Annotated in this window: 15 protein-coding genes; 5 read left to right on the top strand and 10 right to left on the bottom strand. The window is 74.0% G+C overall.

Annotated elements, in window-relative coordinates; translation table 11 throughout:
• Nucleotides 1–13: 13 nt before the first annotated feature.
• Nucleotides 14–229, top strand: coding sequence for a DUF5703 family protein (locus tag BLU82_RS12105; protein WP_231947773.1), 216 nt, complete (start codon nt 14–16; stop codon nt 227–229).
• A gap of 31 nt (nt 230–260) precedes the next feature.
• Here BLU82_RS12105 and BLU82_RS12100 read toward each other — a convergent pair whose 3' ends face one another.
• The 6 genes from BLU82_RS12100 to BLU82_RS12080 all read right to left on the bottom strand — a co-directional run bounded on the left by BLU82_RS12100 (nt 261) and on the right by BLU82_RS12080 (nt 5537).
• Nucleotides 261–1664, bottom strand: a complete 1404-nt coding sequence (locus BLU82_RS12100) for an LPXTG cell wall anchor domain-containing protein (RefSeq protein WP_092620242.1) — start codon at nt 1662–1664, stop codon at nt 261–263.
• Between the two features lie 128 nt (nt 1665–1792).
• Nucleotides 1793–3118: a M20/M25/M40 family metallo-hydrolase gene (locus tag BLU82_RS12095; protein WP_092620239.1), complete on the bottom strand. Its 1326-nt coding sequence runs from the start codon at nt 3116–3118 to the stop codon at nt 1793–1795.
• Entirely contained in the window at nt 3115–3822 is a 708-nt protein-coding gene (locus BLU82_RS12090; RefSeq protein ID WP_092620236.1) for a hypothetical protein, read from the bottom strand. The genes BLU82_RS12095 and BLU82_RS12090 overlap by 4 nt, the downstream gene beginning before the upstream one ends.
• Nucleotides 3823–3841: 19 nt before the next feature.
• Nucleotides 3842–4039 carry a hypothetical protein gene (locus tag BLU82_RS35085; RefSeq protein WP_197682896.1) on the bottom strand — a complete coding sequence of 66 codons (198 nt, stop codon included), beginning with the start codon at nt 4037–4039 and terminating at the stop codon, nt 3842–3844.
• Nucleotides 4006–4632 carry a hypothetical protein gene (locus BLU82_RS12085; RefSeq protein WP_197682895.1) on the bottom strand — a complete coding sequence of 209 codons (627 nt, stop codon included), beginning with the start codon at nt 4630–4632 and terminating at the stop codon, nt 4006–4008. The genes BLU82_RS35085 and BLU82_RS12085 overlap by 34 nt, the downstream gene beginning before the upstream one ends.
• Entirely contained in the window at nt 4632–5537 is a 906-nt protein-coding gene (locus BLU82_RS12080; protein WP_092620233.1) for an ABC transporter ATP-binding protein, read from the bottom strand. Before BLU82_RS12080 ends, BLU82_RS12085 begins: the two co-directional genes overlap by 1 nt.
• A 132-nt stretch (nt 5538–5669) precedes the next feature.
• On the opposite strand from BLU82_RS12080, the gene BLU82_RS12075 reads away from it, so the two are divergent.
• Both BLU82_RS12075 and BLU82_RS12070 read left to right on the top strand, forming a co-directional pair.
• Nucleotides 5670–6938 (top strand): sensor histidine kinase, encoded by a 1269-nt coding sequence (locus tag BLU82_RS12075; protein ID WP_092620230.1) that lies wholly within the window; start codon nt 5670–5672, stop codon nt 6936–6938.
• Complete coding sequence (locus BLU82_RS12070; protein ID WP_092625734.1) at nt 6935–7609, top strand: response regulator transcription factor; 675 nt, start codon at nt 6935–6937, stop codon at nt 7607–7609. Before BLU82_RS12075 ends, BLU82_RS12070 begins: the two co-directional genes overlap by 4 nt.
• On the opposite strand, the gene BLU82_RS12065 is transcribed toward BLU82_RS12070, so the two are convergent.
• A complete protein-coding gene (locus tag BLU82_RS12065; RefSeq protein WP_197682894.1) occupies nt 7606–8169 on the bottom strand; it encodes a GNAT family N-acetyltransferase in 564 nt (187 codons plus the stop codon). The two genes, BLU82_RS12070 and BLU82_RS12065, sit on opposite strands and share 4 nt — an antisense overlap.
• Before the next feature lie 76 nt (nt 8170–8245).
• On the opposite strand from BLU82_RS12065, the gene BLU82_RS12060 reads away from it, so the two are divergent.
• Both BLU82_RS12060 and BLU82_RS12055 read left to right on the top strand, forming a co-directional pair.
• Nucleotides 8246–8746 carry a DUF1203 domain-containing protein gene (locus BLU82_RS12060; RefSeq protein WP_092620224.1) on the top strand — a complete coding sequence of 167 codons (501 nt, stop codon included), beginning with the start codon at nt 8246–8248 and terminating at the stop codon, nt 8744–8746.
• A 42-nt stretch (nt 8747–8788) separates the two neighbouring features.
• The gene (locus tag BLU82_RS12055; RefSeq protein ID WP_092620220.1) at nt 8789–9154 is read left to right on the top strand and encodes a hypothetical protein; all 366 of its coding nucleotides are present in this window, start codon (nt 8789–8791) and stop codon (nt 9152–9154) included.
• Here BLU82_RS12055 and BLU82_RS12050 read toward each other — a convergent pair.
• Genes BLU82_RS12050 through BLU82_RS12040 form a run of 3 tightly spaced genes read right to left on the bottom strand, consistent with a single transcriptional unit; the run spans nt 9136 to nt 13235 of the window.
• The gene (locus tag BLU82_RS12050) at nt 9136–9909 is read right to left on the bottom strand and encodes a cytochrome d ubiquinol oxidase subunit II (RefSeq protein ID WP_092620217.1); all 774 of its coding nucleotides are present in this window, start codon (nt 9907–9909) and stop codon (nt 9136–9138) included. The genes BLU82_RS12055 and BLU82_RS12050 overlap by 19 nt on opposite strands.
• The gene (locus tag BLU82_RS12045; protein WP_092620214.1) at nt 9906–11090 is read right to left on the bottom strand and encodes a cytochrome ubiquinol oxidase subunit I; all 1185 of its coding nucleotides are present in this window, start codon (nt 11088–11090) and stop codon (nt 9906–9908) included. Before BLU82_RS12045 ends, BLU82_RS12050 begins: the two co-directional genes overlap by 4 nt.
• A gap of 3 nt (nt 11091–11093) precedes the next feature.
• Nucleotides 11094–13235 (bottom strand): MMPL family transporter, encoded by a 2142-nt coding sequence (locus BLU82_RS12040; RefSeq protein WP_172885587.1) that lies wholly within the window; start codon nt 13233–13235, stop codon nt 11094–11096.
• Nucleotides 13236–13238 lie beyond the last annotated feature (3 nt).

Raw genomic sequence — 13238 nt, 5'->3', positions numbered from 1 at the left:
AATGGAATGGTCGGTGGCGAGAAGCCTCAATTCCCGAGTCCCGGCCGCCGAGTACGAGTTCCGGCACATCTCCCTCCCCCGCACCACCTCCCGCAACGCGGCCCGCCGGCTGCTCACCGAGCAGGCGGAACACGGCCACTGGGAACTCGCTCGGCTGCGCCTCCACCCCGACGGCACGCGCAAGATCGTGCTGCGCCGCAAGATCATGCGGGTCCGCGCGACGCTCTGACCCCACGGGCCGGAGCGTCGCGCGGACACCGTCAGGCCCGCCGCGTCCGCAGCGTCATCGCGGCGCCGCCGGCCAGCAGCAGAGCCGCCGCCAGCATCACGGCCGCCGTGCTGCCGGCGCCGGTGTCCGGCAGCTCCTCGCCGTCACCGCCCGACGCCGTGCCGCCGCCCGCGCCGTCCGTCACCGTGACGACCGTCTCGGCCTCGTAGAACTCGTCGCCGCCCCGGTAGGTCAGCTGCGCGACTCCCAGCTCGCCGGGCGTGGCGTCGTCGTCCAGCCGGACCTGGACCGTCCACTGCTCGGCCTCGCCCGTGAGCAACGGCGGGCTGGTGCGCGCGCACTCGACCCGCTGCGGCGAGAGCAGGGCACAGCCCTCGTCCGGCCAGGTGCTCTCGTCCACGAGCTCGTACCCCTCGACGCCGACGATGGTGGCGCCGTCGGGAACCACCAGGTCGACGATGCGGGAGGCCACGCCGAGCGGGCCGCCGTTGGCCGCGTCGACCACGATCTCCACCACGTCGCCGGCCGCGCCCGCCACCGACGGTGTCGCGGTCACGTCGAGCACGCGCGGGTCGGCGTCGAGGTACACCGCCTGGGTGTCGGAGGCCTTGCCGCCGTTGTCGCCCGTGACGGTGACCGTCGCGTCGCCGAGCTTCGAGCGCTCCGCGGTCTCCGGCATCCGCAGGTGGAACGTGACCTCGGTGGTGACGCCCTGGGCGAGCGTCGCGTCCGTGTGGCACAGCACCTGCGCGTCGACGACGACGCAGCCCTCGTCCGGGCGGGTGGCGCCGTCGACCAGGTCGAGCCCGGTGATGCCCGTCAGGGTGACGCCCCCGACCAGGGAGAGATCGATCGAGCCGCCGACCATGTCGCCACCGAGGCTGGTGACCTCGAGGATCTGGTCGAACGCCGCACCGGGCGGCGCGGCGATCTCGAAGCCCGGCCCGAGCGTCGCGACGAGGTCGGGCTCGAGCGCCTCCAGGACCGTGACGTCGGCCTCGGCGGTCCGCGCCTCGCCCTCGTCGGGCGTGACGGTGTACGTCGCGGCGCCGATGACGCCCGAGACGCCGGCGGGGAGCGCGACCTCGAAGAGCGTTTCGACGTTGCCGGTGTGGCCCAGCGTGGCGTTCGTGTGGCACTCGGCCCGCTGCGGCGTCACCAGAGCGCAGCCCTCGTCGGGCCGCTCGGCGCCGTCGGCGAACTCGCCGCCGACGATCCCGGTGATCGTCGCGCCGTCCGGCACGGTGAAGTCGGCGCTCCAGCCGTCGATGTCGAGCCCGCGGTCGTTCTCGAGATAGGTGTAGGCCTCGACCGTGCCGCCCGCGTAGCCGGAGATCTCCTGGACGTCGACGATGAAGTCGAGCGTCAGCTCGTCAGCGGCTGCGGGAGCGGCCAGACCGAGGGCGGTCGCCCCGATCAGGCCGGCTCCGGCCAAGGCGCGGACCGTGGTCCGCCCGATGAACCTCAAAAGGTGCCCCCAGAAGAATGCACGAGAGTGTGCGTCCGAAATGTCCGCCGCAGGCTACATCACGGAGAGGTATTCCAGGGAGAGGTGACTCGATGTCACGCGAGGTCGAGGAAACGGTCGAGGACGCGGGCGCCGAAGCGCAGGCCGTCGGCCGGGACGCGTTCGTCGACGCCGTGGAACATGCCGGCGAAGTCGAGGTCGGGCGGGAGCATGAGCGGCGAGAAGCCGAAGTTGCGGATGCCGAGCAGGCTGAACGACTTGGCGTCGGTGCCGCCGGACATGCAGTAGGGCACCGTGCGGGCACCGGGGTCCTCGGCCAGCAGCGCCGCGCTCATGGCGTCGACCAGGGGGCCGTCGAAGGAGGTCTCGACGGCGATGTCGTGGACCAGCGACTCGCGCTGGACGTTCGGGCCGAGCAACTCGTCGAGGGTGGCGGCGAACTCGGCCTCCTGGCCGGGCAGGAACCGGCCGTCGATGTAGGCCTCGGCGCGGCCGGGGATGACGTTGTGCTTGTAGCCGGCCTTGAGCATGGTCGGGTTGGTGCTGTTGCGCAGCGTGGCGCCGATGATGCGGCCGAGGTTGCCGAGCTGGCCGAGCAGCCGCTCGGGGTCGTCGGGGTCGAACTCGAGGCCGAACGCGTCGCCGGCCTCCTCGAGGAACGAGCGCACGGTGGGCGTGAGCCGCACCGGCCACTGGTACCGGCCGACCCGCGCGACGGCCTCGGCGAGCTCGGTGACGGCGTTGTTCGTGCTGACCATGGAGCCGTGGCCGGCCCGCCCGGTGACGGTCAGCTTCATCCAGTCGATGCCCTTCTCGGCGGTCTCGACCAGGTAGAGCCGGACGTCGTCGTTGACGTGCAGGCTGAAGCCGCCGACCTCGCTGATGGCCTCGGTGGCGCCCTCGAACAGCTCGGGCTTGTGGTCGACGGCCCAGTGGGCGCCGAGCCCGCCGCCGGCCTCTTCGTCGGCGAGGAACGCGAGGACGAGCGGCCGGGCCGGACGGCGGCCGGTGCGCAGGCGGTCGCGCACGACCGCCAGGATCATGGCGTCCATGTCTTTCATGTCGACGGCGCCGCGGCCCCACAGGCAGCCGTCGGCGATCTCGCCGGAGAACGGGTCGTGCGTCCAGTCGGCGGCGTCAGCCGGCACGACGTCGAGGTGGCCGTGCATGAGCAGCGCGTCGGACCGGGCCGGGTCGGCGCCCTCGACCCGCGCGACGACGGTGGTGCGGCCGGGCTCGGACTCGAACACGATGGGGTCGAGGCCCACCTCGGCGAGCTTGCCGGCCACGTACTCGGCGGCCTTGCGCTCGCCCGGGCCGCTGCTGTCGCCGAAGTTCGAGGTGTCGATGCGCAGCAGGTCGCGGCAGAGGTCGACGACCTCGGCGTCGGCGGTGCTCTGCGGCTCGGCGAGGTTCGTCATCCGCCTATCCTGGCACGCCGCCAGTACTGCCGCTTGTCCTGGTCGCGCACCACGACGCCGAGCTTGCTCAGCTCGTCGCGCAGCTCCGCGAGGTCGCCGTGCTCGCCCTTCTCCAGCGCCGCCGCCCGGGCCTTGAGGACGGCGTTGGCGCCGGCCGGCAGCTCGGGCTCGTCGGGCACCCAGCGGCGGTACTGGTCGCGGTGCGGGTCGCCCTCGGGGCGCCACGGGTAGCCCTGCGCGGTGAACGCGGCGCCCAGCCGGTCGGCCGCGAGGTCGGACTTCTCCCGGGCCAGTTCCAGCCCGCTGCGCGAGACCAGCACCAGCTCCTTGCGGTCGGTGAAGACGGCGCTGACGTCGCCCCGGGCGATGGTGCGGGTGTTGCCGTCGCGGGTGAGCGTGACGGCGGACGGCCCGACGCCGACGCGCAGCACCTCACCCTCGGCCGTCAGCGCCAGCACGACGCCGAGCACCACGCCGGCGGCGACGGTCGCGATGGTGCCGCCGGGCTGCGGCAGCTCGGCGATGAACCTGATGGGCCCGAAGTCGGGGATCCACGAGGTGTCGATGGCCCAGTCGGCCAGCGGCCCGACGCCGAACCCCACCAGCGCGCCCAGCACCGGGAACCCGACCCAGACCAGCACCGCCTCCCAGCCCGGGCGGCCGACCACCGTCTCGCCGCCCGGGCCGTTCGTCGTCGCGTTCATGAGGCGCTCCTCCGGCTGCCTACTTGATCTCCGACCGCAGGACCCGCCAGAGGCCGAAGGTCAGCGGGACCACCAGCCACAGTGCCAGCGACGTGCCCAGCTGGGCCCACGCCTCGCCGGTGAGGTCGCCGTCGATCAACGGCACGGTGGTGCTGCTGAGGTCGAGCCACTCGGCCGGGGTCTTCAGCGCGGAGATGGTGCCCCGAGGATGCTCCACAGGGTGGGCAGCACGAAGTAGAGGACGATGGCCAGCGGCGTGCTCAGCAGCGCCAGGCCGAACGCGGTGCCGACCAGCACGTTGATGACCTGGAACAGCACCACCCGGCCGAGGCCCTCGGCGCCGAAGCTCCAGCCGCCGTCGGCGTCGGTGACCAGCGGCGCGACGACGTTGGCCAGCGCGGCCCAGGCGAGGCTCGCGACGACGACGGCGACGGCCATGAGGACGGCCGCCGACACCTTGGCCGCGATGACCCGCTCGCGCCGCGGCTCCAGCGCGAACGTGCTCAGCGTGGTGCGCTGCGACCACTCGCCGGTGACGGCCAGGATGCCGACGACCGGGAGCAGGACGCCGACCGGCAGCTGGGCCCCGCCGAAGAACTCGGAGAACGTGCGGTCCTCGGCGCTGCCGGTGAACATCTGGACGAGGACCATGCCGAGCGCGGCCAGCGCGATGATGGCGAGCAGCCAGAACCCGGCCCGGGTGTCGGTGGCCTTGCGCAGCTCGACGGCGGTGAGCCGGGCGAGCGACGGACGCGTGGTGCGGACCGGCCGGTGCGTGCCGGCCGCCGGTGGGGTGGTGAGCGCGGACATCAGGCGGCATCCTTCGCGGAGTCGTCGGCGTGGTTCGAGGTGAGACGGAGGAACATCTCCTCCAGACCGCCGGAGTCGGCGGGGCGCAGCTCCAGCAGGACGACGCCGGCGGCGAGCGCGGCCCGCCCCACGGCCTCGGCGTCGGCGGCGACGCTGAAGCCGCCGTCGCGGGTGGGCTGGACGGACAGGCCGGCCGCGGTGAGCGCCTTCTCCAGCGGCTCGGGGTCGAGCCCGCGGACGTAGAGGCCGCCGGCGTGCAGCAGCTCGCTCTTGGCGCCGTCGGCGACGATCTTGCCGCCTCCGATGACCACCAGGTGGTCGGCGACGGCCTCGACCTCGCGCAGCAGGTGGGACGAGAGCATGACGGTGCCGCCGCGGTCGGCGAAGTCGCGCAGGACGCCGCGCATCCAGAAGATGCCTTCGGGGTCGAGGCCGTTGGCGGGCTCGTCGAGCATGAGCACCGTCGGGTCGCCGAGCAGGGCGTGCGCGAGGCCGAGCCGCTGCCGCATGCCGAGCGAGTAGTTGCCGACGCGGCGCTTCTCGGCCGCGCCGTGCAGCCCGACCAACTCGAGCATGGCGTCGACCCGCTTCTGGCCGACGCCGAGCAGCTGGGCGGACAGCGACAGGATCTCGCGGCCGGTGCGGCCGGAGTGCTGGGCGGACGCGTCGAGCAGGACGCCGATGTGGCGGCCCGGGTTCGGGAGGTCGCGGAACGCGACGCCGTTGACGGTGGCGGCTCCCGACGACGGCGGGGTGAGGCCGGCGATCATGCGCATGGTGGTGGACTTCCCGGCGCCGTTCGGGCCCAGGAAGCCGGTGACGGTGCCGGGGACGCAGGTGAACGACACGTCGTTCACGGCGGTGAAGGCGCCGTACCGCTTCGTCAGATGCTCGACAGTGATCATGGCATCCACTCTGGCCGCGCCACCCGGCCACGCGCGTCGGCCCGAAGGCTGCCGCCGCCCTACCAAGGTCTAGGCCGCGATCGACCTTGGTCGCTACCCGTCCGGGCCGCTCGGCTCGTAGCGTGGTGTCTCATGACGACCCATGCGCCCAGGCCGGCCGCCAGCAGCCCGGAGCTGCCGGCGCTGCTGCCGGGCGTGCTGCGGGTCGACCCCGACACCGCCGACCCGGCCCGGCGCGGCCGGGTGCGCCGGTCGGTGCGCGACTGGATCGTCGACACCCTGTGCTTCGTCATCGCGGTCCTCGTGGGGCTGTCCGCCTACGACACCGCCATGCAGAACGACCCGCCCGAGCTGGTGCAGCTGCTCGACCTCGTCGTCGGCGCGGCGGCCTGCGTCGCGCTGTGGTGGCGGCGGCGCTGGCCGGTACAGCTGGCCGTCGCGGCGGCGCTGCTGGCCGTCGGCTCCGCGTCGGCCGCGGGCGCGGGCGTCATCATGGTGTTCACGGTGGCCGTGCACCGCCGCTGGGCGGTCGCCGCGGTCATCGCCGGGCTGCACGTCTGTGCCGGGTTCGTGTTCAACCGCATCTATCCCGACCCCGACCTCGACTACCGGTGGGCGGCGCTGCTCACCGTCTTCCTCGTCATCGCCGTCACGCTGTGGGGCATGCTGGTGCGCTCGCGCCGGCAACTGGTGCTGTCGCTGCGCGAGCGGGCCTACCAGGCCGAGGCCGAGGCGGCGCTGCGGGTCGAGCGGGCCCAGCATCTCGAGCGCGAGCGCATCGCGCGCGAGATGCACGACGTGCTCGCGCATCGCATCTCGCTGCTCAGCGTGCACGCCGGGGCGCTGGAGTACCGCCCCGACGCGCCACGCGAGGACATCGCCACGGCGGCCGGCGTCATCCGCGCCAGCGCGCACCAGGCGCTGCAGGACCTCCGCGAGATCATCGGCGTGCTGCGGGCGCCGTCGTCCGACGACGACCCCGACCGGCCGCAGCCCACGCTGGGCGAGCTGCCGGCGCTGATCGACGAGTCGCGGCAGGCCGGCATGCGGGTCACCGTCGTCGACGAGGTCGCGGGCGACGGCGCCGAGCCGCCCGCGGTCGTGGCCCGCTGCGCCTACCGCGTCGTGCAGGAGGCGCTGACGAACGTCCGCAAGCACGCCCGCGGCACCGGTGTCTACGTCGCTCTGACCGGCGGGCCGGGCGGCGGGCTGGCGGTCGAGGTGCGCAACCGCATGCCGGTCGGGACCGGCGGGCCGGGCGCGGCGGCCGAGATCCCCGGCACCGGCACCGGGCTGATCGGCCTGGCCGAACGGGTCGAGCTGGCCGGCGGCTCGCTCGAGCACGGAATCACGCGTGACGGCGACTTCCGGGTGCACGCGTGGCTACCGTGGCCCGCATGACGTCCGAGGCCGCTCCCGCCGTCACCCGCATCCTCATCGTCGACGACGACGCCCTCGTGCGGGCCGGCCTGTCGATGATGCTGGCCGGCGTGCCCGACCTCGAGATCGTCGGCGAGGCGGCCGACGGCGCCGACGTGCCGGCCATGGTCGAGTCGGCCCGCCCCGACGTCGTGCTGATGGACATCCGCATGCCGCGGGTCGACGGGCTGGCCGCCACCGAGGCGCTGCGCCGGCGCGCCGACCCGCCGGAGATCGTCATCCTCACCACGTTCGACACCGACGACCACGTGCTGCGTGCGCTGCGGGCCGGCGCCACCGGGTTCCTGTTGAAGGACACGCCGCCGGGCGACATCGTCGCGGCGGTGCGCCGCGCCGCGGCCGGCGAGCCCATCCTGTCGCCGTCGGTCACCCGCCAGCTCATCGCGCACGTGTCCGACGGCGACGCCGGCAGCCGCACGCAGCGCGCCGAGACCCAGCTGGCCGAGCTGTCCGAGCGGGAGCTCGAGGTCGCGATCGCCATCGCCCACGGCCGCTCCAACGCCGAGATCAGCGCCGAGCTGTTCATGAGCGTCGCGACGGTGAAGGCGCACGTGTCGCGGGTGCTGACGAAGCTCGGCCTCAACAACCGCGTGCAGATCGCGCTGCTCGTGCACGACGCCGGGTTGGTCTAGGCCGACCGCTCCGCCCACTCGCGGGCCAGCATGGCGTAGTCGTATTCGCTCGCCCACACGCCCTTGACCAGCTCGTTCTCGATGAGGTGCGCCTCGCGGCGCATGCCGAGCCGTTCCATCAGGCCGGCCGACGCCGTGTTGTCGGCGTCGCAGCGGCCGATGACGCGGCGGAAGCCGAGGGTGTCGAACGCCAGCCGCAGCATCCGCCCGGCGGCCTCGGCCGCATAGCCGTGGCCGTGGTGCTCGGGGTGGAACGCGAAGCCGAGCTCGGCGCACCCGCGTTCCCGGCTGACGACGTGCAGGTGCACCTCGCCGAGGTAGGTGTCGTCGGCGGTGCGCAGCACCGCGAGGTCGAGCGCGTCGTCGTCGTTCACGGGCGCGGACTGCTGCACCCGCCGGCCGAGCCGCTCGATGGCGTAGCCGCGCGGCCACGGTTCCCAGAGCATGTACCGGGCGACGTCGGGGTGGGCGTGCAAGCGGTGCAGCTCGTCGAGGTCGGTCTCGACGTAGCCGCGCAGGGTCAGGCGGTCGGTCGTCAGCGGGAGCGGGAGGTCGGCCACCACCTCATCGTAGGCACGCGCACGCCGCGTCCGTTTCCCGCCAGCGCGCCCGGCCCGCGGCGGCGACGCTGGGGACATGAGCAGGTACGACTACCGCCCGATCGACGCCGGCGTGGCGGCCCGGCTGCGCGAGCGCGACGACGCCGGGCTGACCCGCGAGCCGTTCATCGACGACGAGGGCGGCGCGCCGCTGCGCTGCTGCCTGACCCGCAGCGTCCCCGGCGACGCGCTGGTGCTGGTGACGTACGCGCCGCTGCGCCGGTGGGCCGAGGAGCGCGGCGCCGACCCGGGCGCCTACGACGAGACGGGCCCGGTGTTCCTGCACGCGCGCGAGTGCGCCGGCCCGCGGCACGACGGCTTCCCGGCCGACGTCGCGTCGTCGCGGCGGGTGTTCCGCGGCTACGACAAGCGCGGCCACATCGTCGGCGGCCGGTTGGTCGCGCCAGCGGCGGGGCACGCCGAGGAGGTCGCGGCGGCCGCGCTGGACGACCTGTTCGCCGACCCGGCGGTCGAGGTGGTGCACGTCCGCGCCGTCGAGTTCGGCTGCTTCCACGCCGAGGTCCGCCGCCCGGCCTGACCACGCCGAGTGCGCACGCGCCGATGGGGTACGGGCCGCGGTATGACGGATGAGAACGACGCGGCCGGCCTGCTCGGCGACGTGCGCGAAGGGATGACGGTGGTCGACGCCCTCGGCGAGGAGCTGGGCACCGTCGAGGAAGTCCGGCTCGGTGACCCGGAGGCGGTCACCGACGCCGGTCAGCGATCTGATGCGGACGGCGGCGACCTCCTCGACGTCGCGGCGCGGGCCGTGCTGAGCGGCCCGGACCTGCCGGAGGAGGAGGCAGCACTGCTGCGCCGCACCGGCTACCTGCGGGTCGGCCGGATCCTCGCCAGGGACCTCTACGCCGCGGCGGGCGACGTCCACCGGGTCGACGGCGAGATGGTCCGGCTGCGCGTCCCCGCCGATCAGCTCTCGCCCGGCTGACCCGCGCCGACGCGGTGGCGGAACACCCGCCACGTCGCGACCTGGCCGATCAGCAGCAGCGGCAGCGCGACGACCACGGCCGGGACCAGCAGCCGCAGCGTCGCGTCGTCGGCGGCCGACCCGGACAGGCCGATCCGGGCGCCGGCCGCCACGACCAGCACGGCCAGCAGGACAGCCGTCACCGCGAACGTCGCCCGGTCCCCCGCCCCACCGGTGAGGGCGCGGGCCCGTTCCAGCGGCCGGCCGGTGAGCCGCAGCCGCGCGAACGCGAGCCCGTGCACGGCGAACAGCGCGACGACGGCGACGGCGATCAGCGTCACCCCGGCGCCGCCCGCGACCGCGTCGGTCACGCCGGTCAGCAGCCCGGCCAGGATCCAGCCCCAGGCGCCGGCCACCGCCCACGAGCCGGCCGTCACCGCGACGTCGCAGGCGACGTGCGCCACCTGGGTCCGCGCCCACAGCCCGACGTCGCGGACGATCCAGCCGGCGACCAGCGCGACGATCAGCGGGAACAGGCCCGGGAACAGCCGCGCCTCCAGCCCCGGGAACGCCCCGATCAACAGCCCGGCGGTCGCGACCAGCCACACCTCGTGGGCCAGGAAGAACGGCACGATGGCCGCGACGACCCGCCGCCGCTCCCCCGCGCCCCGGCCGAGGAACGGCAGCATCATGCCGACGCCGATGTCCGCGCCGCCGAGCACGAGGTAGCCGGCGGCGAAGAACCCGAGCAGCACCGCGGCCAGCGTCTCCGTCATACCAGCACCTCCGGCGCCGCCGGCGACGACGCCGAGGACGAGAACGGCGCCGGGCCGCGCCGCGCCTGCCGCGCCAGCAGCCACCCGTTGACGGCGATGAGCAGCGCGAACACCCCCACGAACGTGACGAAGGAGAACCGGATCGCCGCCGGCGACACGTCCGACAGCGCGTCGCGCGTGGTCAGCAGCCCGTCGACGACCCACGGCTGGCGGCCGACCTCGCGGAACACCCAGCCGGAGAGCATCGCGACGTACGGCAGCGGGAGCGCCGCGATCAGCGCGACGTGCCACGCCCGCGCGGTGACGATCACCCGCCGCGACAGCGCCAGCGCCACGTTGAGGAAGGAGAAGAAGAACATCGCCGCGAACGCCATCAACATGAGCAGGGCGCCGATCCGCGCCAGCCCGGAGCCGCCGGAGAACGCCTCCCACTTGTGCGGCTGGATCTCCTCGATCAGCTGCAGCTGCCGCCCGCCGGTCGCCGCGGACAGGAACAGCGCCGGCGACGCGACGAACACCCCGATGCGCAGCGACCGGCCGAAGAACTCCTGCTCCGGCGTGCGCCGCAGCAGGTGCCACGCGCTCACCCCGGCGAGGAAGAACCCGGCCGTGACCAGCGCTCCGGCCAGCACGTGCCAGAACGCCTGCAGCGTGCTCGGGTTCGTCAGCACGGCCGCGGCGTCGGTGAGCCGCAGCCCGTCCGGTCCCGGCTCCGCCCCGACCGGGTGCTGCATGAACCCGTTCGCCACCAGCACCCAGTACGCCGACGCGTACGCCGTCAGCGTCACCACCCAGATCGCGGCGAGGTGCGCCCACCGGTTCAGCTTGTCCCAGCCGAAGATCCACAGCCCGAGGAAGGTCGATTCGACGAAGAACGCGACCAGCGTCTCCATCGCCAGCGACGCGCCCACGACGTTGCCGGCGAAGTGCGTCAGGCCGCTCCAGCTCAAGCCGAGCTGGAACTCCATGACCAGCCCGGTGAGGATGCCCATCGCGTAGTTCGTCACGTAGAGCCGGCCCCAGAACCGGGTCATGCGGGCGTGGATCTCGCTGCGCCCCACGGTGGCCCGGGTCTGCATGACGGCGATGACGGTGGCGAGGCCGAGCGTCAGCGAGACGAAGAGGAAGTGGGCGCCCGCGGTCAGCGCGAACTGCAGGCGCGCCAGCTCCAGCACGTCCATCGGCTACCCGGCCCGCCCGGCGGTGACGGCGTCGGCGTCATCGCGCGGCGGCTCGGGCCGCTCCAGCGCGATGTGCGGCAGGATCCGGTCCAGCCACTGCGGCAGCCACCACGCCCGCTCCCCCAGCAGGCTCATGACGGCCGGGACGATGAGGCAGCGGATGACGACGGCGTCGAGGAACACGGCCACGGCGAGGCCGAGGCCGAACTGCTGCAGCATGCGGTCCGGGCTGAGCAGGAACGCGCCGAACACCACGACCATGATCGCCGCCGCGGCCGTGATGACGCCGCCGGTCGCGGCCAGCCCCTCGCGGACGGCGCGGACGGCGTTGCCGGAGCGGCGCCACTCCTCGTGCATCCGCGACACCAGGAACACCTCGTAGTCCATGGACAGGCCGAACACGATGGCGAAGATCATCACCGGGACGAACGCCTCGACCGGGCCGGCCGGCACGCCGAACAGCCCCTCGCCGAAGACCAGCGTGACGACGCCCAGTGACGCGCCGATGCTCAGCAGGTTGAGGATCGCGGCCTTGACCGGCACCCAGATCGACCGGAACACGGCCATCAGCAGCAGCGCGGACAGCCCGACGACGACGGCGACGAACAGCGGCAGCCGGTCGGTGACGGCGGCGGCGAAGTCCTCCGCGGCCGCCGTCGAGCCGCCGACCAGGTAGGTCGCGCCGGTGTCGGACGCCAGCGGCGGGAGCACGTCGTCGCGCAGCCGGTGCACGAGGTCCGCGGTCCCGGCGTCCTGCGGCGCGGTCTCAGGGAACGCGACGACCAGCGCCAGGTCGGTGCCGGGCAGCGGCTGCGGCGGCACCACGCCGGCGACGCCGTCGGCCTGCTCCAGGGTGGACGCCAGCGCGGCGCCGCCGTCGGATGCGCCCTCGGCGAGCACGATCAGCGGCCCGTTGAAGCCCGGGCCGAAGCCCTCGGCGAGCAGGTCGTAGGCCTGCCGGCTGGTCGCCGACGCGTCCTCGTTGCCGGCGTCGGCGAAGCCGAGCCGCATGCCCGGCGCGGGCGCGGACAACGCCAGCAGGATCGCGACCGCGGCGACCAGCGGGGGCAGCGGCCGCCGCCGGACCGCGTCGGCCAGCCGCCGCCACCGGGCGCCGGGCTGGCGCTTGGAGCGCTGGGCGTGCGCGAGGATGCGCTTCTCGATCCGCTTGCCGAACACGGTGAGCAGCGACGGCAGCAGCGTCAGCGAGGCGAGCATGGTGACGAGGACGGTGAGCGCGACGGCCAGCGCCACGCCCTGCAGCGATCCGAGGCCGAGCGCGAACAGGCCGAGCAGCGCGATGATGACGGTGCAGCCGGCGAAGACGACCGAGCGCCCGGCGGTGTCCAGCGCGGTCCGGGCGGCCCGCTGGCGGTCGGATCCGGCCAGCAGCTCGGAGCGGTAGCGGGCGAACACCAGCAGCGCGTAGTCGATGCCGACGCCGATCCCGACCAGCATCATCAGCGGCGCGGTGTACGTCGCGATCGTCACGACGTTGGACAGCAACACGATGACGCCGAGCGTGGAGCCCACCGCGAACACGGCGGTGATCAGCGGCAGCGTCGCGGCCAGGAACGAGCCGAACATGAACACGAGGATCACCAGCGCGGCCAGCATGCCGGCGCCCTCGGCGGCGCCCCCGCCGGACTCCTCGGCGCCGCGGACGGCGTCGCCGCCCAGCTCCACCCGCAGCCCGTCGCCGTCGGCCGTCTGCGCGGTCTCGATGATGTCCCGGACGGCGTCGGCGGGCACGTCCGTGGCGCTGCCGTCCAGCGTCACCGTCGCGTACGCGATGGTCCCGTCCGCCGAGATCGCCCCCGGCGCGTCGAACGGCCCGGCGACGTCGACGACGTGCGGCAGCTCGCTCAGCTCGCCGAGCATCGCGTCGACCCGGTCGCGCCGCGCCTCGACGCCGTCGCCGTCCTGCAGCACCACCTGGACGGTGTCGCCGGACCGCGCGGGCGCGGCGTCCTCCAGCGCGTCGGTCAGCTGCTGCGACTCGGTGCCCGGCAGCCCGTGGTCGTCGTGGTAGTCGTCGCCGACGGCCTGCGACAGCACCGTGACGCCGGCCAGCACGACCAGCCACAGCCCGATGGCCAGCCAGTGGTGCCGCTGTGACCAGGCGGCGAGCCGTTCCAGCCTCATGTT

Source organism: Jiangella sp. DSM 45060, assembly GCF_900105175.1.
In the GTDB taxonomy this organism is placed as follows: domain Bacteria; phylum Actinomycetota; class Actinomycetes; order Jiangellales; family Jiangellaceae; genus Jiangella.
Note: the sequence above shows the minus strand (reverse complement) of the source record. Positions and strands in the feature narration are given on the sequence as shown.